The sequence below is a fragment of the Streptomyces sp. NPDC030820 genome (assembly GCF_055572075.1).
Window position 1 is genome coordinate 183,811 of record NZ_JBVIEB010000002.1, and the last position, 20,745, is coordinate 204,555.

General features: G+C 69.7%; 15 protein-coding genes. 6 read left to right on the top strand and 9 right to left on the bottom strand.

All coding sequences use genetic code 11. The features are described from left to right. Positions 1–3: 3 nt before the first annotated feature. Entirely contained in the window at positions 4–1,056 is a 1,053-nt protein-coding gene (locus ACZ418_RS05500; protein WP_468357298.1) for a hypothetical protein, read from the bottom strand. 253 nt (positions 1,057–1,309) lie between these two features. Between ACZ418_RS05500 and ACZ418_RS05505 the strand changes: the two genes are divergently transcribed. Both ACZ418_RS05505 and ACZ418_RS05510 read left to right on the top strand, forming a co-directional pair. Then, a complete protein-coding gene (locus ACZ418_RS05505) occupies positions 1,310–2,149 on the top strand; it encodes a helix-turn-helix domain-containing protein (RefSeq protein ID WP_468357301.1) in 840 nt (279 codons plus the stop codon). Beyond that, positions 2,146–2,352 carry a DUF397 domain-containing protein gene (locus tag ACZ418_RS05510; RefSeq protein WP_468357304.1) on the top strand — a complete coding sequence of 69 codons (207 nt, stop codon included), beginning with the start codon at positions 2,146–2,148 and terminating at the stop codon, positions 2,350–2,352. The genes ACZ418_RS05505 and ACZ418_RS05510 overlap by 4 nt, the downstream gene beginning before the upstream one ends. 44 nt (positions 2,353–2,396) lie before the next feature. Here ACZ418_RS05510 and pglX read toward each other — a convergent pair whose 3' ends face one another. Then, a complete protein-coding gene (gene pglX / locus ACZ418_RS05515; protein ID WP_468357307.1) occupies positions 2,397–6,116 on the bottom strand; it encodes a BREX-2 system adenine-specific DNA-methyltransferase PglX in 3,720 nt (1,239 codons plus the stop codon). A 166-nt stretch (positions 6,117–6,282) separates the two neighbouring features. Next, a complete protein-coding gene (locus ACZ418_RS05520) occupies positions 6,283–7,008 on the bottom strand; it encodes a DUF3293 domain-containing protein (protein WP_468357310.1) in 726 nt (241 codons plus the stop codon). Positions 7,009–7,320: 312 nt separating this feature from the next. Here ACZ418_RS05520 and ACZ418_RS05525 point away from each other — a divergent pair, with 312 nt between their 5' ends. Then, positions 7,321–8,358 carry a hypothetical protein gene (locus ACZ418_RS05525; RefSeq protein ID WP_468357313.1) on the top strand — a complete coding sequence of 346 codons (1,038 nt, stop codon included), beginning with the start codon at positions 7,321–7,323 and terminating at the stop codon, positions 8,356–8,358. A 397-nt stretch (positions 8,359–8,755) separates the two neighbouring features. Then, entirely contained in the window at positions 8,756–8,947 is a 192-nt protein-coding gene (locus tag ACZ418_RS05530) for a hypothetical protein (protein WP_468357316.1), read from the top strand. Between the two features lie 92 nt (positions 8,948–9,039). On the opposite strand, the gene ACZ418_RS05535 is transcribed toward ACZ418_RS05530, so the two are convergent. From ACZ418_RS05535 to ACZ418_RS05555, 5 genes are all read right to left on the bottom strand, one after another. After that, a complete protein-coding gene (locus tag ACZ418_RS05535; protein ID WP_468357319.1) occupies positions 9,040–10,053 on the bottom strand; it encodes a hypothetical protein in 1,014 nt (337 codons plus the stop codon). 291 nt (positions 10,054–10,344) lie between these two features. Beyond that, a complete protein-coding gene (pglW, locus tag ACZ418_RS05540; protein WP_468357322.1) occupies positions 10,345–14,766 on the bottom strand; it encodes a BREX system serine/threonine kinase PglW in 4,422 nt (1,473 codons plus the stop codon). A gap of 224 nt (positions 14,767–14,990) precedes the next feature. Further along, positions 14,991–15,698, bottom strand: a complete 708-nt coding sequence (locus ACZ418_RS05545) for an ester cyclase (protein ID WP_468357325.1) — start codon at positions 15,696–15,698, stop codon at positions 14,991–14,993. Positions 15,699–16,134: 436 nt separating this feature from the next. Continuing rightward, complete coding sequence (locus ACZ418_RS05550) at positions 16,135–16,908, bottom strand: SDR family NAD(P)-dependent oxidoreductase (protein ID WP_468357328.1); 774 nt, start codon at positions 16,906–16,908, stop codon at positions 16,135–16,137. Between the two features lie 159 nt (positions 16,909–17,067). Next, complete coding sequence (locus ACZ418_RS05555; protein ID WP_468357331.1) at positions 17,068–17,736, bottom strand: MOSC domain-containing protein; 669 nt, start codon at positions 17,734–17,736, stop codon at positions 17,068–17,070. A gap of 79 nt (positions 17,737–17,815) precedes the next feature. Here ACZ418_RS05555 and ACZ418_RS05560 point away from each other — a divergent pair, with 79 nt between their 5' ends. Further along, the gene (locus ACZ418_RS05560; protein ID WP_468357334.1) at positions 17,816–18,715 is read left to right on the top strand and encodes a LysR family transcriptional regulator; all 900 of its coding nucleotides are present in this window, start codon (positions 17,816–17,818) and stop codon (positions 18,713–18,715) included. A 130-nt stretch (positions 18,716–18,845) separates the two neighbouring features. On the opposite strand, the gene ACZ418_RS05565 is transcribed toward ACZ418_RS05560, so the two are convergent. Further along, positions 18,846–19,175: a WhiB family transcriptional regulator gene (locus tag ACZ418_RS05565; protein WP_351210476.1), complete on the bottom strand. Its 330-nt coding sequence runs from the start codon at positions 19,173–19,175 to the stop codon at positions 18,846–18,848. A 380-nt stretch (positions 19,176–19,555) separates the two neighbouring features. Between ACZ418_RS05565 and ACZ418_RS05570 the strand changes: the two genes are divergently transcribed. After that, complete coding sequence (locus tag ACZ418_RS05570) at positions 19,556–20,167, top strand: response regulator transcription factor (protein ID WP_003948568.1); 612 nt, start codon at positions 19,556–19,558, stop codon at positions 20,165–20,167. Positions 20,168–20,745 lie beyond the last annotated feature (578 nt).

Sequence of the window (20,745 nt, forward strand, 5' to 3'; positions counted from 1 at the left end):
TGCCTAAGCCGGTTGGTGGCCGGCCGACCAGGCCGACCTGGTGTCTGCGCAGCGCGGACAGAGTGCTTCGTCACCGAGCGGCCGGAAGAGGGTGGGCTGGACGTGCGGGCCTTCGCATTCCCGGGCGCCGGTGAGGCGGGGGGAGATACGGCGGCCGGGTGCGGGGTCCTGCGCGGCGGGCTGGTGGGGTGCGGGCGGGGTGGCCGGGGCGGCCGGGGCGGCTGGGGTCCGGGACGGTGGCGGCGTCTCACGGAGCAGGTAGCGCAGGAGGCCGCCGGGGCGGTGGACGCGGGTGTCGCCGTCGGGGAGGTTGCGGAGGATGTGGGCGCGGATCGCGGCGGGCGGGTGTCCGGCGACGAGCCAGCGCGCGGTGAGGTCTGTCAGCTCGGCGTGCATCGCGCGGGGGATGGCGCGCAGGGCCGGATCGAGGTCGCGGTAGGAGGCGGCGAGGGTGCGGGCCTCTTCGAGGTGGGGGAGCGAGGGATCGGGCCGGTGGTTCGCGAGGGCTACCTGGGCTTGCGGGGCTTCCGGGGCTGACGAGGTGTGCGCGGCTTCGGGGGCTTCGGCGGGTGCGGGGGCATCGGGTGCGTCCTCGGGGGGTTTGGGGGGTTGGTTGTGGGTGTTCTCATGGGTGTCGCCGTAGGGAAGACCGTCGGTGAGCCGACTGGTCCGCTCACCGGCCGCCGGATGCAGGGCACTCGGTGCGACCTGCGGCGGCGATACAGGCATGCGGGCGAGGAGCTTAGCGGCTTCCGCAGGGCTCAACGGCACGTTGGAGACGAGCTGTTGGGTGGTCCAGTGACCGCCGGAGCCCTGGACACGCCTCTCGTGTACGAACCCTTCCTCCTTGAGCTGGCGCTTGGCGCGGGTGAAGGCGCAGGCGCCGATGTTGGCTCGTTCGGCGGTGCGGGAGAGGGATTCCCGGGTGCCTTGGGGGAGGGAGAGCTGCCAGGTCAGCAGGCGGACCGCGTCGGAGGACAGGCGCGGGTGCCGGATGATGTCGTGGGAGAACTGGGTGTAGGCGCGCGGGGGCGCGATATGGTGCCGGTAAATCACGGTGGGAGCCCTAACTTCCACTGGTGGTTCAGGCCCTCGCGAACGGTTGCCGCCGTTGCGGGGGCCGAGTTTTTTGTGTGCTGTGGGGTGACCGTACCGCACGGAGAGTGCGCACATGAACGCGTTGAGTGAAGAAAGCTTTCGCTGGTCGGCGTTCACTCACACGAGTCAACCTGCCCGAGTTTGCGATCGGTTGACGTACGCCGCTCCTACTCTGCGATCACGACAGTGAGCGGTGGGCGAGGAGGGTCGTATGGAGTCGGGGGCGGACTCGGGCGCGGGGGTGGGGGGAGAGGCCGGCGGGGAGTTCCTGCGATGTTTCGGGCGGCAGGTGAAGCTGCTGCGGGAGGCTGCTGGGCTTACTCAGGCGCAGTTGGGGGAGCGGGTCGGGTACGGCGAGGCGCAGATCGCGGCGGTGGAGCAGGGGCGGCGGATCCCCAAGCCGGAGCTGATCGACGCGGTGGACCGGGTGCTGGGGGCGCGGGGTGTGCTGGTGGCCATGAAGGAGGAGGTGGCCAAGGCTCGGTATCCGTCGTTCTTCCGGCGGTACGTGCAACTGGAGGCGGAGGCCGTCGAGCTGCATGCCTACATGAACCATGTGGTGAAGGGCCTCTTGCAGACGGAGGAGTGCGCGCGTGCGGTGTTCCGTATGTGGCGCCCGCTGCTGGACGAGGAGGCCATCGAGCAGGGCGTGTCCGCGCGTATGGAACGGCAGAAGCTGTTCGGTCGGCGTCCAGCTCCGCTCTTGAGCTTTGTTATTGACGAGCATGTGCTTCGGCGGCCTCTGGGCGGCCGCGATGTCTGGCGGGGCCAACTGGAACAGCTTCTGCTCTACGGGCATCAACGCAACGTCGAGTTGCAAGTCATGCCGATGGGGCGCGATGAACATGCAGGTCTCGCTGGGCCGTTCACATTGATCCACTCGAAGAATCAGCGCAGGATGGCTTACATGGAAGTGCAGGACGTGAGTGCCCTGTACGCGGAGCCGAAGAAGGTCAGCCCGCTCGAAGCGACGTACGGCGTTCTCCGGGCTCAGGCGCTGACTCCCCGCGAGTCGCTGGCCTTCGTCGAGAAGCTGTTGGGAGAGCTATGAAGACAGGCAGTCCCGCGCCTGCCGCTGACACACTGCGGTGGTTCAAGAGCAGCTACAGCGCGGGCAACGGTGGTGACTGTGTCGAGGTCGCGGACGCCGGTACGGCCGTGCTGGTCCGTGACTCCAAGCGGCCGGGGGAGGCGTTCTTCTCCGTCGGCGCCGATGAGTGGGCCGCGTTCGTGCGGATGGCCGCGCGCGGCTGAGGTGAGCAAGGAGGGGCGGTCGGCAGCCGACCGCCCCTCTTCGCTTACTCGCTCTTCTTCTTGCGCCCGCCGGACTTCTTCTCGGGGCGCCAGTTGACGAGGTCGGACTCGGAGAGCTGGCGTTCCGTACGGCCGGTCTCCAGGGCGGACTGGAACTCCTCGGCGGGGTTGCCCTCCCACTCCTCGTCGTATTCGCCGTACCACTGGTGGACCCAGGGCAGGACCTCGCGCAGACCGGCGAGCAGCGGTACGAAGCGGGGGTCCTCCTTGGCCCAGCCGCCGTTCTCCACGCGGTCGCGGATCATGCCGACGAGGGCGTCGGCCTGGTCGCGGTGGTTCCAGCCGGCCCAGCCGAGGAGGAGGGATCCGTCGGAGTCGGGGGAGGCGCCGGGGTAGGAGATGAACCGCTCCTTGGGCACGTCCAGCTTGCCTCGGTTGGACCAGTAGGAGTTCTTCAGGAAGTCCGCGCTGGTGTACTTCGGCGGCACCTTGATGTCGAGCCGCTGCCCGGTGCGGTCCTCCTCGCGCTGCTGCTCCCAGACCTGCTCCCACTGGGCACGCTTGCGGAGGCCAGAGTCCTTGTAGCGGAGGGCGGCGAGGTAGGGCACGTGCTCCGCGTCGATCACGGCGGCGAGAACGGTGGCGAGGGAGGCGTCCCGCTTGCCGAGGTGGTCGGTGGCGTACAGCTCGGCCACGGCGTGGACGTCCTTGTCATGGCGCAGGGCGTCGGCGAGCTGGTTGACGGTGAGGGGGCGAGGCACTGTGAACCCGTCCCGCTCCTCGAACCAGAAGTCTTCCCGCTCGGCGGCATCGAGCAGCCAGTTCCGGAGAGCAGCGGCCTCGCGCTTCTCCCAGGGTTCCGTGGACCAGCGGCGCTTGTACTCGGGGCGCTCGATGAGGCGGATGTCCTTGTTGGCTTCGATGAGGTCGATACGAGCCTGGACGACCTTGCGGTATGCCTCGGGCCAGTGGGCGGGGATTTCGGTGGTGGGGGTGGACCCGTGGCGCTCGAACCAGGCGGTCTCGGCTTCCCCGGCGGCCACCTTCCGAGCGAGCACGATCTCGAAAGCCCGCTGACCGAGGGCGACCTCCGGGACGTCATCAGTGGTGGTCCGCGCGACCTCCTCGGCGGTAAGCAGCCCGTAGGCCCCGTAGACGGTCCAGTCCAGCTCCTCCTGCAACGCGATCATCCGGGCACGGATCTGCTCCTGGGCGCGACGTGCTTCGTCCAGGGCTTCGCGGGTGGGTACGGCGTTGTCGGTCAGGGCGGAGGGGGCGTGCTTGGCTGACGCCTGAGCAAGGGAGTCGAGTTCACGCCCGAGGTCGAGGGGGAGCTCCCTGGGCAGCGGGAACTCCTGGAGCTTAGTACCGGTGAACTCGTAGCGCTCCTCCCACGCTTCATCCTTGATGCCGCAGCCTACGCCGCTGCCGCCCTTGCCCTGGCTGACCTGCTTGAGCCAGAAACAAGCGGCCGAGGAGTTGAGCACCCCTAGCAGCTCCAGATGCCGATTTTCATCCGCACCCTCTGGCAACTTGATCACCGGCGCGGAACGAATAGGAACCGCGCCTCCTCGCATCACGGTGAAGTGGTTGTGTGTAGCAACGAACGCAAAGCTAATGAGGTGACGCGACCAGCATCGAGAGCGCGAGAAGCTTGAGTACTCGAACCACGTTAGCCCCTGGTCTTCTTGGGTGCCGGAGAGTGCTCGCCGAAGCTTGAGGAGCGTACGGTTGGGCCACAGGAACTTTTCAGCGGGCTGGCTGACCCAGGCAGATCGATCGGATTCTCGGTAGGGAAATAGTGAAGGCTGCCCGCCGTCGTTCAGCCAGTCGCGCAGAGAAGTGCCAACGATGAGGGACCTGTAGTTGTCGCTTGCCCACTGCCCTTGTAGCCAGGCTGCGTTGCCGAGTAGATACGCGTCATCCTCACGTGTTACGGCGCCGAACCCGATACTGTCCACCGAGTTGCCAAGTCGTCCAGTGTCGGCCTCCAAGAGTTTCATCACGCTTCCGGCGCCTCCACCGCTGAGTGACCATGGGTGTGCCGAGAACCGCGCTCGGAGCGCGTCTTCCACCGACATCCACTCCGACTCGCTTCCGGGCACCCCAACCTGATTCACGATCGCCCGCCATACGAACCCGTCCTCGGGCTTCTCCGGCTGACTCGGCTCCCCCCGAACCCCCAACGCAGCCCGCACACTCTCACCCTGCCGAGCCACCTGATTCCGCCCCGCCAAAATGACCGTCGGCGTCCCATGCCCCGGAATATAGGCCCCGGACGTATCAATCACATGCGTAAGCTGAACCCTCGGAAAGAACTCCTCAATCAGCTTCTTCCCGAACTCCCTCTTCATGAACGAGTTGGCCGTAATCTGCCCGGTGAACCCACCATTCCGATGGTCACCCCCTGCCCGCACCGCCAACTCGAAGATCCGCTGAGCGAACGGCACGGACAACGCGTACTGCCGATAACAGGCGTCGTACGCGGCCTTGTAGTTCTTGTTCTCGTTCGCGTCCTTGACCGTGATGTAAGGCGGATTCCCCACCACCACGTGATACGACCCCCGCCCGAGAAGGTCGACCTCCCGCGCGTACCCCTCCACGTCCTCGGTCCGGAAATAGAACGGCTCGTTCTCCGCGAACAACGTGTCCAGAGCCTCGGTAACCGTCTCCGCACCCCGCCCATGAAGCAACGAGTCCGCCACAGCCACCCGAATAGGCAGCCCAGGAGCCGCGCTCAACTCCCGTACACCACCCGCCTTCAGCGCAGCCACCAGCAACCGGAACCGGGCGATGGCCACAGCGAACGGGTTCTTGTCGGCGCCGTGCACGGACTCCAGCGCCCGCCGCACCAGCACCCACGGCTCAGTCCCCGGCTCAGCGTCCCGCCACTTCCCCAGCAACCGCTCGAACATCCCCAGCAGGAAGTGCCCGGAACCACACGCGGGGTCGATGCACCGCAGCCCCCGGACGACCTCCTCGCCGCCCGGACCGTCGGCCCACACCTCACCGTCCCAGCCCGCCGGCCGGTGCTTCCATGCGGGCGTGAGGCCGAACTCCTCCACGGCCGGCTCCAGCGTCAGGTCGAGGATGAACTCCTCCACGAACACCGGGGTCTGGAGCAGCGCGTACGTCTTGCGGGCGTGCTCGGACAGGTCCTGGTACAGGTCACCCAGGAACCGCGTGTCCAGCTCGGGGTCGGTGAAGTCGTGGACGATCTCGCCGTCCGCGCCCCGCTGCCGCCAGAACGCGAGCAGAGCCGTCGCAGCCTCATACGAGGGCGTGACCTCGTACAACGGATTGTGGGCCGCGTCGAACAGCCCCTCCACCGTCCGGTGGGACTTGGCCAGCGCGTCGAACGACTCCTCCAGCCAGTCCCGGTCGTTCTTGGCCGGGTTGTCCCGGAAGTACGCGTCGTGCCGGTCCTGCGCCTCCGCCAGCCGGTCACCCGGCCCCGACAGCCACGCGTCCGGGATCAGCCCGTTGTCCTCGCTGAACCGCACGAAGACGCACGCCAGCACCCACGCGGCGGCGATCTGCACGACCCGCTCGTCACGCCACGTCTCGTACATGGCCGCCGTACGCTCCGCAGCGACGGCCTTCTCGTACTCGACCCGCAGGGCGTCCCGGAACTCGGGCTCGCTCTCGGTCCGCTCCCGGAGATCGTCCTCGAGGAGTCGCGCCTGCGTTTGGAGATCCTTCAGCAGCCGTGTGCGATCGAGCGAGGCCCCCGCCTCCTGCGTCCCCTCAGCGGTCACCGTCACAGCCGCACCTCTCATCCTGCTCACGGCCCCGCGATCACCGCGGATGCACCGATTTCCCGGCGAACCCCCCAAGGTCCGCCGTCCCATCCTGCCAGCCTGGCCACAGCGGCCGTAGACATCGGCCGACAGTCACCCGAACCCGCGCCGACCCCGGCACGGCCGGACGTCACCCCGAGCCCTCCACATAAGGACGGGCCAGACGGCGCAGCGGCGACGTCCTGTCCCACACGTGCCAGCGCGCACGGCACACCGGATCGGTCGCATACGTCACCTCGGCCGGGAAGCCGTCGACCTTGACGCGCTCGGCCGGTGGACCGGTGAGACGCCTGCCGCAGCGCGGACAGTGGTCCGGCGTACGCATCGGGTACATGCCCATCGCTCTCCTCCCGCTTGCCTCAGCGCCTGGCCGCACCTGTGTGGCAGTCCTCTCGAACGCCGCCCATCCGCTCACCGACGCGGCGCCGGTGTCGCAGGCCAGGACACGCCAGGCACCGGGAGTCCAGGCGAAGATCGCGTCCTGTCCGAAGCGGCGACCCAGGTCACGCGCGGCGGTGTCGCTCAGGCCGACGACGGCGACGCTCTCCTCGCTGTGGGTGCCGTGCACGTCGCCGCCCTCCGCGGACCACCAGGTGAGGCCCCGGCGGCGGATCTCGTCGAGCAACAGGCGGTGGGCGCGGGTGTTGGCCTCGGCGGACGCGGTACGGCCAAGGGGGTTCCACGCGGTGATCACATGGACGGTGGCGCCGCCGGCCGGTTCCGGGAAGGAACCGTCGGCCGTGCCCGAAGGGCGGGGTTCCACGCGAACGGTCCGGTGCTGGAAGCGGATGTCGACGACCGCGGTCCGGTAAAGGCCCCAGTTACGGGGCGTGACGGCTGCTTCGATGATGCGCACAAGGGCCTCCTGTGGAACGAAGACCCCCTTACAGCTCGTGCAGGGAGATCGGTGCTTGTCCCCGACCCGGTCGCACTCGGCCCGGGTCGGCCAAGCCGCAAGATTTCATGATCGTCACCCCGAAATCAAGGGGTTGTGAAGATCTTGCGGAAGATTGTTGCGGGTGTTAGCTTCCCGCTCGGTCGTGTGATCCGGCGCCAGATCCTGGCTTGCAGGCGACGGCCGTCCCGCGCGAGGTGCGTGGGAAAGTGCAGATCACCGGGGTGCGCCAGCGCGCTACCGGGGTCCTCAGACTCCGGGAGGCTGTTCGACATGCCCGTACCCTCCGAAACCGAGGCAGGCCGCGCGGGCCTTCCGCTCATCGATCGCGCCGCCGCGCGGGAACTGTTCCGCACGGCCGAGTGCACCGGCCTCGGCAGGCCGGGGACCGATGAGATCTTCGACGAGTGGCTCGACAGCCACAGCGACATCGCCTTCTACCGCAACGGGGACCTGCCTCTGCAGGTACGTCCCGTCGACGCGAGCGGCGGGTGGGTGCCGGAATCGCTGACCAACAGCCGTGTCGGAGACGCGCGGCTGGAGGCGGTCTTCCTCAACCCGACGCGGTCCGCTCCCTCTTCGGGCGAGGAGCCCGCCGAGGAGTCCCCGGAGGCCGAGGTGGACGAGGAGGCCGACGAGAGGGATGAGGACGACGAGGCGGACACCTGCACCTGTGACGGCATGCCTGGCCTCTGCTGGCACTGCGAGCCGGACAAGGAGCGCTACGCGAAGATCGACAGCCACTATGACCCTGAGGACGGCGACGGCGACCCTTGGGTCCTTCAGTTCGTGAACACCTACCCGGGAGGGATGGGGGAGGACCCGTCCTACGGCCTGAGCGGCGAACTCCCGCCGGACTTCTCCGCGCGCTCGATCCGGGAGCTCACCGTTCTCACCGAAGCCGCCCAGGGGAAGCTGGACACGGAGGGATGGGACACGGACAGGCTGTGGCTTCTGACATGGTCCTCCTGCGAGAGCGACGTCACCCATCCCCTGTACAAGGGTGAGGACTTCGACTCCTCCGGCGACGACCTGAATGACGAATCAGGCGAGATCCGCTATTGCGCCTCGATCGAGAACGACGATGACACCCCGACCCTGCAGATCGTGGGGACGCGCTGGGGAGAGCAGCACGTCGTGTACTGCCAACCCGTGTCGGCACCCGGCGGCGAGGTCCCGGACACCGAGACCCTGGAAGGGCTGCGGGACTTCCTGGGACGGGCGACCGAGCAAGTGGGCGAGGCCGGTTACGAGATGGGCGGCGAGTGGACCGTCCACTGGTCGCGTTGCTACGTCCTGCTGAACGACTGAGACCGCTGACACGGGCTACGACGCCCTGTGATGTGTGATGCGTGGGGGTGTGATGGGCAACGGCACGAGTGCCCGGGTCGGAAACCCGTCGGCCAGGGGCGGGGGCACGTCGAAGGGAGCCGCGACGAGGCTCTCCAAGCAGGAGGAGGACCTCCAGCGCCGACGTGCCCTACAGGCCGCGGAGTTCGCCCGGGACGCCGAGCGGCGACGCAACGGAGGGGCTGCTCCGGTCAGGACCGAGAAGCCGGCGAGTCCCGCCGGGACCGTGCCGCTGAATCGGCGGAGGAAGAAGTCGACGAAGGTTACGGATGCCCGCGGGAGGACTTCCTACGTTCCATTCGTCAAGAACAGCAACCAGGGGCGTGTACGGACTCCCGTCAAGGTCGCGTCGGCCTATATGCGACTGACCCCGGAAGAAATACAGCGCGAGCGTCGGCGGCGGGAGGCCCGGGAGAAGAAGGAGGCGGAACGGCTGGCGAAGAAGAAGGCGGCGCAGTCGGCGAAGAAGTCCGGGACGGCCCGAGGCCGTACGAAGACGAGCGGAACGAGACCCCAGGAAACCAAGCCTCGTCCCGCCGGCAGCGGGTGAGGCCGTCCCCTCGTCAGCCGGTGCTGCGGCCCGTCGGCCAGGAGGCGAGCAGCGCTGGACTCCCACGAGAGGCGACCGGTGTCCCGCGCTGCCTACATGCCACGCTCATGCTCACGAACGTACGTGTAACCGCGGGGCAGCTCGTGCGGCCCCGCCAGACCGGCCCTCTGGTGATCCTCTCGATAGGCGGCTTCCGCCTCCGCGCTGGCTCCTTTGCCGAGGTGGCCGATGCGCATCAGATGTCCCGCGACGCGGTGGGCGGTCACGCTGTGCGCGGCGCTTTCGTCCTTGCGCAGGTCCTCACGTTCCGCCGGGCGGAGCGTGGGGGTGTAGCAGAGCAGCCGCACCGGCGTCTCCCCGCGCCGGGCGGGGTAGCGCAGCATGCCTGCCCGGTTGACGCTGCCCTGCTCCCAGGTGAGGATCCCGCGGGACAGGAGCCGCTCGATCGCCCCGTGGACCTTCTTCCTCGCCGGTCGTTCCGACTGCGCGCGCTCAAGGGTGTTGCGGACCAGCGCCTCCCGCGGAAGCAGTGCCCGACCCCCCTCGTCGAGGTACCCGAGCTCACGCAGGGCGATCAGTACGAGTTCTTCTACCCGGTCCACGCGGGCGTCGAACGCCGCCAGCTCACGGGTCATGATGCGCGGGTCGTGGGCGTAGCGCACGACCGTACCGCCGAACACGATGGGCTCGTCCAGCGGTGTGTAGACAAGACGGAGCTTCCTCCGCATGTCCCAGCGCACCGACACACGCGTCCCGGGGAGGACGAAGGGCTGCCACGCCAGCCCCGTCAGCACGGTCTCGCCGCCGCTCACCCGGAGCTTCGCGCCCTGCTGCTCGTCGAGGAGACGTATGCGGTGACGCCCCCGCAGAAACCAGAGGTGCAGCGGTTCCTGGGGAGCGGCTCGGGCGGCCATCTCGGCAGGCACGGGACACGTGCCGTGCAGGAGATGTTCGGCACGCACGTAGAACTTCCACTCCACAGAGAGCCCCGTGTTGACCACCGAGTGAGGCAGCCCACCGTCGAGTTCCTCGACGACGACGTGCGCGGGGTCCTCCGTCTGCGCGGACGACGATCGCTCAGCGGACTCCGCGGCCAACGCTTCCACGCGCCCGTAACAGCCGTTGCAGAACAGGGCGTCACCGCGTACGGCAACAGAACGTGCCGTCTTCGTCTGAGCGCACCGCGAGCAAGTGAACGACGCCACGGCCGCCAAGCGGACGAGCTGCATGCCGCCACGAGGTGGGTGGGTCTTTACGATCTTCTTGCCGAGTAGCCCTTCACCGACGTTCATGACAGCCAATCCCCCTGGGTCGCCCTGGCTTGGCAGCCATCCAGTCCCACCCGACGTCATACAAATAATCTGCTCGTAAGACGCTCGGCAAGCGGAATCGGGCAATCAGGAGGGCGCACCGGCCATCCGCAGGCTCTTCAGGAACAGCCCGTCCAGCACCTCCCACTCCGTGGCCCGGTCCACCACCTCCACGGTCCGCCCGTCCAGCGTCGGGGTGGCCCGTGGATCCTCCACCGGCAGCAGCAGCCACAACCCGTGCGGGACATCGGCGGGGCGGCGCGCCGACTGCTGGAGCGAGGCCAGCAGCTCCCGGCCTCCCGCCTCCCAGTACCGGGCGATCAGACCCGCCTCATGGGCGAGCAGGACGGCGCGGGGGCCGGACCGTTCCGCCAGCTCGACGACCCGCTGCCGCACCCGTTCCGCCGCCAGCCGGGTGTAGGAGGCCAGCGCGGCACCCAGGGTGCCCGTCGCCGTGAACTTCGCATCCGCCTTCAGCAGGGCCGGCCAGCGCACCGACTGCTCCTCGGCCAGCTCTTTGAGCGCGTCCAGGAACAGTCCGTTCAGTGGCACGGCGGTGGTGTGGAACCGCTCGGTCAATGCCTCGGCGACGCCCGGCAGTTCGGCGCCCTTCAACGTCAGCGCCAGGAAGCCACCGCGACGATGGGCTTCCGTGAGCCGTGCGGACAGCACCTCTCTCGGGTCCCGGCCCTCGGCCATGCGGCCCTGAGCAGCGGCGTAGAGAGAACTCGTGCTGGTCAGCACCGAGGAGGACAGGTTCAGACGACTGCCCGTACCCTCCTGCACCTGGGGGAGGAAACGGCGCCGCTCCGGGTCGTAGACCAGGGGGAATCCTGCTTCCACCAGCGCCTCGGCCAGTTCGACGTACGTCGTCTCGTCCAGCACTGACAGGCCCGGGAACCGTGCCCGGATCCGGGCGAGCAGGTCGGTGGTGGAGATGCCGGTGTCGGGGCGGACGCCTGCCGGTGCCTGCGAGATACGCAGGGCCCGCTCCAGATCGAGCGACAGCGGGAACAGCTCCAGCCTGGGCGAGAACGCGACACCGCCCGCCATCGAGGCGGCCAGCTCCACCAGCCGGGTGTCGGCGAGCGGGGCCATGCCCTCGGGGGCCGCTACGGCGCGCAGCTCCCGCAGCACGGTGGCGCGACCGGGCAGGGGATCGCGTCCGGCCAGGTCCACTGCCTGCTCACCCAACATGGTTGCGTAGTCGGCGAGTTCAGCGGGAGTGGGGTCGTCGGCGCCAGGCTGGTCCTCCAGCGCGATGACGACCCGGCCGCCACGGCGCTGCACGGCGAACCGGGGTGGCGCCTCGCCTCCCTCAGCGGGCTCGCCGTCGGACCGCTCGTCCTCCCGCTTGCGGATCTCCGTCTCGACCGCGGCACGCACCACGGCCAGCGCCCTGGCCTGGGCCTCGGCCGGATCACTGGTGCCAGCACCATGCCGGGCGCGAAGCTCCGAAGCCAGCTCCTCCGCCGTCGACACACGGTCCCGGTCTGCCAGGATCGCCACCAGCTCGTCGCGGACCCGGCTGAGCCAGGGCAGCCCGGCCCACTGCTCGACCGCGGCCTGCTGGTTCTGGGAAACGGTCGGCTGGCTGATGCCCAGGGCCTTCGCGATCAGGCTCTGCGCCGGCCATGGTTCCAGCGGCTCGCCTGTTTCCAGGACACCCGGGAGCTGGAGGGTCGCGCGCACCACGTCGGGGCGAGGCCGGGCGCGGCGCTTGCCCTCCGGGGGCGTGAGACGCGCGGCCAGGGTGTCGATCGACTCCAGGACCTCTTCCGGTGCGTCCGGCTGGAGTGCCACGGGCCTCTTGGCGGCGGCTTTGCGGCGCAGGTTCTGTGTCCACTGGCGATGCCGGCGGTTCAGCTCCTTGCGGATCGCGTTGCCCGCGCCGCGCGCCCGGGAGATGTGGTGCGGCGGAATGTCCAGCAACTGCTCGACGGTGTGGGCCTTCAGGCTCTCGGCCACCGACACCGCGCGCGGTGAGAGCCCCGCCGCGGCCAGCGGAGTCTTGAGACCGGCGGCCTCGGCGGCCTGTTCCCGGGCGTCTTCCAGGTCGTCCGCGGTAAGCCCGACCGTGGCCGGCGTGGTCGCGGGACGGGCGGCGTCCGCCTTTCGGAACACCTGGCGCCACGCCTCTTGCAGCTGCGGCAACGTGTCGTACCGCTGCTCCACGTCCCGGTGCAGCGCACGCTCGAAGAAGGCCTTCAGCCCTTCGCTCAGGGCCTGCGGGAACAACTCGGCCGACACGTGCAGCGTCGCGTCAGCGACCATGCGCGGGTCGCCCTGCCCGTCGCCCCACACCGGCCGCTCCCCGGAGGCCATCTCGTGCAGGGTCACGGCGGCGGCATACCACTCGGCGTGATCGTCGTAGCGTGACCGTCCGGCCCCGCCGAGGAAGGGGTCGAGGTATCCCCGGGTGCCCGCATGCAGGTCCTGGTCCGGGGCGTCCGCCAGCGAGAAGTCGAACAGCATCAGCTGCCAGGAGCCGTCGCTGCGCTTGAACAGCCCGAGGTTGTCCGGCTTGATGTCCCGGTGGCGCACTCCGCGAGCCGCCAGGATGTCCAGTGACTGGAACAGGTCGGTGCCGAACCGCTCCAGCTGGTCGTAGCCCAAGGGTCCCTGATCCCGCAGCCGGGATCCCAGGCTCACCGGTTCACGGTCGTCCTCGGCCCGGAAGCCGCCCGCGTACTCGATCTCGAGCACCGTGTGACCGGCCAGCTCCCGCGGCTCGGCGAGCAGCTTCACGATATGGCCGCCGCCCACCTCCTGCAGCGCCTTGGCCTCCGCCAGCAGCCGGGCGTCCTTTTCCTGGTCGAGGGCGACCTTGAAGACACGAAGGGCCTGCTCCCCGTCCTCGGCGTCGGTACGGCGGACCAGCAGCGCGCGGGCCGTGGCACCGGTGCCCAGAACGCGGACGACCGTCCAAGTGCCGTCCAGCGGTCGTCCCGGCTGCACGGTGAGCGGATCGGCGACCGGCCCGGCGCCCGACGGCGGCGCCGCTGCGTCCGCTTCCGCCGCGCTCAGAAGCTCCAGGAACTCGTCGACCGACGCAAGGCGGTCCCGGACGTCCGCAGACGTGGCCCGGAAGACGAGGGCGTCCAGAGCTGCCGAGACGGAGTCGGAGACGGCGTAGGGATGCAGCCCGCCGTCGCTCTGCAGGCGTTCCAGCAGCGCGCTGCGACGGTCAGCCGGCGGCCGGCCCGTGAGCAGCAGGTAGGTGAGCGCGCCGAGCCCGAAGACGTCCAGGTCCACCGGGTCGGCGAACTCCTGGTCCGTCTCCGGCGCCAGGTACACCTGTGCCGTGTCCGCGATCAGTCCCGCGTCCAGGGGGGTGTCCCCGAGCGAGCGGTGCAGCGTCGTCTCGAAGTCACGAGCCGCGGTCTGCCAGTCGGCGATCCGCAGGACGGGGTCGCCGCCGTCCTCACGTGCCGAGAGATAGACCGAGCGTGCGGCCAGCGCCCGGTGGTACAGGGACCGGTTGTGCGCGTACCGCACGGCTTCGGCGAGCTGTCGCACCAGGTCGAGACGCTGGGCGGGGGCGAGGCGCCCGCCGTACGCGTCGAGGTAGGCGTCCAGCCGCAGGTCCGACTCGCGATGCCGGAACAGGATCGCCGGCCCACCCTGGTGCTCGCGGATCTGCACCGCCTGCACGATGCCGCGGTGGTTGATGCCCTGCAGCACCTGGTACTCCCGGCGCGCGGCCCGGTCCACCTTCGCGCGCTGCTCCTCCGAGGCAGCCGCGCCGGCAAGATATATACGGACGCGTCCGCTCTCCTGGACGAGGCCGTCGTCCCGCACCGCCAGCCGGTCCTCCCAGCCGGGGCCCGCGTCGAGAGCACGGGGTTCGAGCTTCCAGTCGTCGCCGAACCGCAGGTGCGCGGTGGAGTGGCTGATGCCGATCGTCTGCATCAGCCGTTCCAGGCGCTGGCTGATCAGCGGGGTGATCCGCCAGCTCTCCCGCTCCGGGGGCCGGCCGAGCAGATCGTCCCAGATCTTCGGCAGCCCGCTGGTGCCGTCGTTGCGGCCGTAGACCGCTGTCCGCTGGAACTCGTCCAGCTCACTGACCAGTCCCGGATCGTGCAGGAACACCACCGGCTTGATGAACGGGACGTCTTTGGCGCTCATGCCGAGCGTGCGCGCCGCGCGCTCCAGCCGCCCCTTCAGTTCTTTGGCCTTGAGATCGGTCAGATAGAGGGGGTTGCGCAAAGTACGCACCCGGTCACCATGGAACTGCCAGGTGTCGCCGTGGTTGACCACCCTGCCGGGATGGCCCTTCAGCTCCAGGAGATAGAGGCCACCGGGAACAGCGATCAGCACGTCGCACTCGTTGACGCGACCGGACGCTCCCGTGAACTGGAATGTCACCCACGCCCGGAACGGCTCGGTCCCGGGCATCAGCTCCTTGAGGTGGTCGAGCCCGTCCTGCTCCCACTGAAACCCGGATCGCCGCGGCTGGAACCAGCGCTCCCGCGGGGCAGGAGCCGTCGGCTTGGGGACAGCGGGCACCGAGCACCTCCGAGTAGTGGATGAGGAGGAGCACACGACGCGACCCCGTGCCCCCCTCGATGGCAGGGAACAAATCGTAATCCGCCCCTCTGACATCCGATCGCGGGCCAGGACGAGTCGCTACGGCCGCGCGGACCGAGGAGTGCGGTCAGCGGCCGTGCACGGACGGCGATCGGGCTGCACGGAAAAGCCCCCGACGACGGGGGCCTTCCACTGCACGTCGGCTACTGCTCCAACTCGTCCAGCGCCCCCAGCTGTTGCATCAGCCCCAGCTGGTCGTGCTGCCACCACATCTCGGCGATCTTGCCGTCCTCCGTGAGGCGGAACAGTGTCATCCCGGTCATGGTGACCTGCCTGCCGGTGGGCGGGATGCCGAGGAAGTCGCCGTTGTGCGTGGCGTTCCAGGTCCACCGGGCGCAGGCCCGGTCGCCCTGGGTGAGCACGTCCTCGACCGTGAACGTGAAGTCGAAGCCCCCGCGCCACATCCGGAATTCGCTGCGGGCGTTGTCCAGCCCGATGGTGTCCTGGGGGTTCACCGGATCGTGGCTGTGGATGTCCTCGTCCAGCAGGTCGTTGAGCGGCGGCAGTTCGCCGGGGGCCTGCAGCGCCGCGTAGAACCGTCGTACCGTGTCCTCGGCCAGCCGCTCGTCCCGTACGACGTCCAGGTCGATGAACGTGGGCACCTCGTCGCACAGGGCGGCCATCCCCTGGAAGATCTTGTCGGTCTCCGGCAGCCTCGAGTTCCGCATCGCATCCTCGTACGACGGGAACTCCACCACTTCGACGATGTGCGACGCGTCCGAACGGTCCTTGCCGACCAGCGCGTGCGTCGCCGTCCGCTTCCCCTTGGTCTGCGCGACCCAGTCGTCCATGAGCCGGTTCATCTCGTCCAGCCGGCTGGTCCTGCACTCGATGAGCTGTACGAAGGTCATGACGCCGCCTCCCGGCTCCCTTCGCTTGGATAGGACGGCACAATTGTCCCACTTGCTGGTTTTTGTCGCTTAGTGCTCTGTGATGCGCATATCCGGGCCGACCGCTTGCCGTCTTTTGCCGGTCTTTTGCCACTATGAGTCATGCATGCTCGGGGGGAGCGCTGCATCTGGTGGTGCGGGACCTAGTGCATGCCATGGTCGTGCTCGGGGACTTCGACCGCGCAGTCGCTCACAGAGAGTCCCGGGCTTGTCCGACAGGGCCACGGCCCAGGCGGAATACCCGGCTCGGCAGATCGGCACGGGACGGGAGGCGGCCAGGGCGCATCTGACCCTCGCCCGGACTGTGACGGGGCCCCGGGCGAGAGTGCACCTGGCTCTGGCTCTGCAGCGTGGCCGGTGGCCGGACGGGAGGCGCCCGCCGGGACCCGGGCCGTGGCTACTGCGGCCCGTACTTCCGCCCCGTCTTCGACGTGATCCCGCCCAGCAGCCCGCGCGGGGTGACCTTCACCAGGCCCATCAGCGCCTTGTAGCGGGGGTCGGGGATCGACAGGGACTTGCCGCGGGCCAGGTCGGACAGGGCCGCCGCGACCAGTTTGTCGGCGTCCAGCCACATCCAGCCGGGGATGTTGTCCGTGCCCATCCCGGCCCGCTGGTGGAACTCGGTGCGCACGAAGCCGGGGCACAGGGCCATCAGACGGACGCCGCTGCCGGCCAGGTCCTTCGCCGCGCCCTGGGTGAACTGCACGACCCACGCCTTGGAGGCGCCGTAGGTGCCCCGGGGCACGAAGGCGGCCACGGAGGCGACGTTGACGACTCCGCCCCGGCCCCGCTCGCGCATCGCCTCGGTCGCCGCCGACGTCAGCCGGAGCACCGCCTCGCAGTGCACCTTGAGCATCTTGAGCTCGTCGGCCATGGGCACCTCGAGATAGCGGCCCTTGTTGCCGAACCCGGCGTTGTTGACCAGCAGGTCGACCGGGTTCTTCCGGTCGCCGAGGCGGTGGGCCACCGCCTCGATGCCCTTGTCCTCGGCCAGGTCGGCGGTCAGCACCTCCACCTCGATGCCGTGCCGGTCGTGCAGTTCGGTCGCCTGTTCGCGCAGCCTCTTGGTGTCCCGGGCCACCAGGACGAGGTCGTGCCCGTCAGCCGCCAGCCGCCGCGCGAACGCGGCACCGATCCCCGCGGTCGATCCCGTAATCAGAGCCGTTGTCATGGCCCAAGGGTATTGACCCGGAGCGAGCGCGTCCGCTCCCCTCGGACACGGGAGTTGGCGGCTACCGCCGCGCGGGCACGAGCAGCCACGACGGACCCGCAGACCGGTTGACGGGTGCCTCGCCCGTGCCGGACCACCGGGATCATCGCTGACGGCTTCTCAGCCCTGCTGCTCCGCCACGTACTTGCGAGCCTTCTTCAGCGCCTCCGGGTGCAGTGCCTCGCCCGCCGCGAGCAGCCGCGGCAGCAGCTCCCGCTCGGTGGTGACCGCGCGGAACTGCATCGCAGCCGTCACCCCGTGATCCGGCCGGTGCACGATCTCGATCGGATCGCCCGCCCGTATCTCACCCGGTTCGATCACCCGGAGGTAGGCACCCGTTACGCCCTTCTGTGTGAACCTCTTGACCCAGCCGCGTTCGCCCATATGGCCCTGGAACGTGCGGCACGGGATCCGGCCCGAGGTCACCTCCAGGACCACCCCGGAACCGATCCGCCAGCGCTCGCCGATCAGCGCCCCGGAGACGTCCAGACCGTCCGTCGTCAGGTTCTCGCCGAAGCACCCGTCGGCCAACGGTCGGCCGAGTGCGCGCTCCCAGTCGTCGAGGTCCTCGCGCGCGTAGGCGTACACGGCCTGGTCGTCCCCGCCGTGGTGCCGCAGCTCGCAGACCGCGTCCCCGGCCAGCCCGCTCGCGCCGACGCCCTTGGGGCCCGGCGGCGCCACTCGCACCGGCCCGTCGGCCGGCTTCTTGTCGATGCCTGTCACACCCTCCGCCTGGTCCGTGTACGGCACCGGCTGCGGGCGGCCCAGATTGACCGAAAGGAGCTTCATGACCGCACGATACGAGACCAACCTCAAAGCGTCGAGCGAATATCGCCAGCGAACCCCAAGTTGCCCTTATGCTCGAAGGGTGATCGAGGCCCGTCATCTCCGCGTCCTGCGCGCCGTCGCCGCCACCGGTTCCTTCTCGGCGGCGGGGCGCGAGCTCGGCTGCACCCAGCCCGCCGTCAGCCAGCAGATGAAGGCCCTGGAGACCTCGGTCGGCACCCCGCTGCTGGTCCGCAGCGGCCGCGAGATGCGGCTGACCCAGGCCGGCGAAGCCCTGGTCAGACATGCGGCCGGCATCCTCGCGGGGCTCACCGCGGCCGAGGAGGAGGTCGCCGCCATCGCGGGCCTGCGGGCCGGCCGGGTCCGGCTGGTCTCCTTCCCCAGTGGCAGTTCCACCCTGGTCCCCACCGCCCTGGCCGCCCTGCGCGCCGCCCACCCCGGCACCCGTGTCTCCCTCGAGGAGGCCGAGCCCCCGAGGTCCGTCGAGCTGCTGCGCGAGGGCGACTGCGACCTGGCCCTGGCCTTCCGCTACGAGGGCGCGGCCGTCGCCGAGGACTGGGACGACCTGGTCGTACGGCCCCTGCTGATGGACCGCCTGGTGGCGCTGGTGCCCGAGCGGCACCGCCTCGCGCGCGCGGAGAGCGTCGCCATCGGCGAGCTGGCCCAGGAGCCCTGGATCGCGGGCTGCCCGCGCTGCCGCGGCCAGCTGGTCGAGGTGTGCGAAGGGGCCGGTTTCACCCCGCGCATCGACTTCGCCACCGACGACTATCCCGCGGTGGTCGGCCTGGTCGGCGCGGGCCTCGGCGTCGCCGTACTGCCCCAGCTGGCGGTGGAGTCGGTACGGCCCAGGGGTGTGCGCGCGGTGCGCCTGGAACCGGCGGTACGGCGCGAGATCGTCGCCCTCACCCTGCCCGACCTGGCACAGGTGCCGGCCGTGGCGGCGACGGTGGAACAACTGGCCCGGGCGACGGGGCGCGGCTGACGCGAGGCGGGCGTCGGCAGAGTCAGACGCGAGCGTCGGCAGAGTCAAGGGCACGCACGTGGTGACGCAGCGTGCCCTGGGGTGGTGGACATGAGCGCACCCAGCGGGCTGTAGGTGCTGAAACGTTCCTTCAGTGGTTCGGGGCGGTGTCCGCGCCGGCGGCCGAAGCCGTCACCAGGCGGTTGCGCGCGCGCCCCATCAACTCCTCACGCTCGTCCTCGGTCAGGCCGCCCCACACGCCGTACGGCTCGCGCACCGCCAGTGCGTGCGCCGCGCACTCCGCGCGGACCGGGCACCTCATGCAGACCTCCTTGGCCGAGTTCTCGCGAGCGCTCCGAGCCGCCCCGCGCTCGCCCTCGGGGTGGAAGAAGAGCGAGCTGTCCACGCCGCGGCAGGCAGCCAGCAGCTGCCAGTCCCACAGGTCCGCGTTCGGTCCGGGAAGGCGGGAGAAATCTGCCATTACGTGACCCCTTGTAGCCGTTCTGAGCGGATACGGTGCCAACGACCGTACATCTCCGGTCTAAGGAGATGAAAATATGACTCATTGCGAATCTAGCCGCAGACACCGCAAAACGGGAAGAAAAGGGGCCAAACGGGGCATAGTTGTGATGAAAAGTTGAGGGTCTGATGTCCACGTCTGCACCGTGACGAGACCCTCACGTAGAGTGCCGAAGACGGCACGTAGCCCCGTAACTCTTTCGAGTGACCGTCGTTGAGAGTGCGGAGGCGGTTGAAAACAGAAGCGCTCGGGCAGGCGTCCGAGACGGTCGACCGCACAGGTGACGATTCCGTACCAGCCTGGAGGCTCAAGGTGACGCGCATCAGCTGCGGAGGGCGGTCATGACATCCGTCCTCGTCTGCGACGACTCCCCGCTTGCCCGAGAAGCGCTCCGCCGCGCGGTCGCGACCGTGCCCGGTGTCGAGCGTGTGACGACGGCGGCCAACGGCGAGGAAGTCCTCCGCCGCTGGGGCGCCGACCGCTCCGATCTCATCCTGATGGACGTGCGCATGCCCGGCCTGGGCGGCGTGGAGACCGTGCGCCGCCTGCTGTCCGCCGACCCCGGCGCGCGCATCATCATGCTCACCGTCGCCGAGGACCTGGACGGCGTGGCCCTCGCGGTCGCCGCCGGCGCCCGGGGCTACCTGCACAAGGACGCCTCGCGCGCGGAACTGCGCGCCACGGTGACGCAGGCCCTCGCCGACCCCACCTGGCGGCTGGCCCCCCGCCGGCTCCGCTCGGCCGAGATGGGCGCCGCGCCCACGCTCACCGCGCGTGAGATCCAGGTCCTGGAGGGCATGAGCCACGGCCGCTCCAACGCCGAGATCGGCCGCGAGCTCTTCCTCTCCGAGGACACCGTCAAGACGCACGCGCGGCGCCTGTTCAAGAAGCTCGGCGCCTCGGACCGGGCCCACGCGGTGGCGCTCGGCTTCCGCTGGGGACTGGTCCGGTAGGCAGTGCCCAGCCCTGCGGGGCAGGCGGGGCCGGCCCGGCACCGGGCACGTATCCGCCTCCCCTGGCAGCAGCGGGATGTCTCACCGGCCCCCTCGGGGAGTCCCGGCCCGAACGCGACGCACGTACGGCACCGCGCCGGGCTCAGGCACCGGAGCACCGTGCCTTGGCCCAGCGCGGGGCCGGCCGACCGCGCCCTTCGGAGGCGCTGCCGGTCCCGAGGCCCATCGACGCACCCTGGCGGCACGCCCACGTGCCCGGAAGCGCCCTGCGGCTCCGCTGCCGGGCGCGTTCTGCCCAGCCGTGCTGTGCGTTGCGTGGGCGACGGCGCCTCTCTGCTCGGCTATGCCCCAGCCATGCGGTGCCGGTGTGGGCGGCCACCTTGCGGGGGGCGGTACGCCCGCGTGCCCGGAAACGTCCTGCGGCTCAGCTGCCGTACCGGCGCGTCGTGCCCTGCCGTGCGGTGCGTTGCGTGGGCGACGGCGCCTCTCTGCTCGGCTATGCCCCAGCCGTGCGGTGCCTGGCGTGGGCGACCGCCCTGCGGAGAGCGGCACGCACGCGTGCACCGAAACGCGCTGCG

Excerpts from the sequence above, each read along its gene's own strand:
- ACZ418_RS05505 (WP_468357301.1), top strand. The coding sequence starts at position 1,310 with ATGGAGTCGGGGGCGGACTCGGGCGCGGGGGTGGGGGGAGAGGCCGGC.
- ACZ418_RS05510 (WP_468357304.1), top strand. The coding sequence starts at position 2,146 with ATGAAGACAGGCAGTCCCGCGCCTGCCGCTGACACACTGCGGTGGTTC.
- ACZ418_RS05525 (WP_468357313.1), top strand. The coding sequence starts at position 7,321 with ATGCCCGTACCCTCCGAAACCGAGGCAGGCCGCGCGGGCCTTCCGCTC.
- ACZ418_RS05530 (WP_468357316.1), top strand. The coding sequence starts at position 8,756 with ATGCGACTGACCCCGGAAGAAATACAGCGCGAGCGTCGGCGGCGGGAG.
- ACZ418_RS05545 (WP_468357325.1), bottom strand. The coding sequence starts at position 15,698 with ATGACCTTCGTACAGCTCATCGAGTGCAGGACCAGCCGGCTGGACGAG.
- ACZ418_RS05550 (WP_468357328.1), bottom strand. The coding sequence starts at position 16,908 with ATGACAACGGCTCTGATTACGGGATCGACCGCGGGGATCGGTGCCGCG.
- ACZ418_RS05555 (WP_468357331.1), bottom strand. The coding sequence starts at position 17,736 with ATGAAGCTCCTTTCGGTCAATCTGGGCCGCCCGCAGCCGGTGCCGTAC.
- ACZ418_RS05565 (WP_351210476.1), bottom strand. The coding sequence starts at position 19,175 with ATGGCAGATTTCTCCCGCCTTCCCGGACCGAACGCGGACCTGTGGGAC.
- ACZ418_RS05570 (WP_003948568.1), top strand. The coding sequence starts at position 19,556 with ATGACATCCGTCCTCGTCTGCGACGACTCCCCGCTTGCCCGAGAAGCG.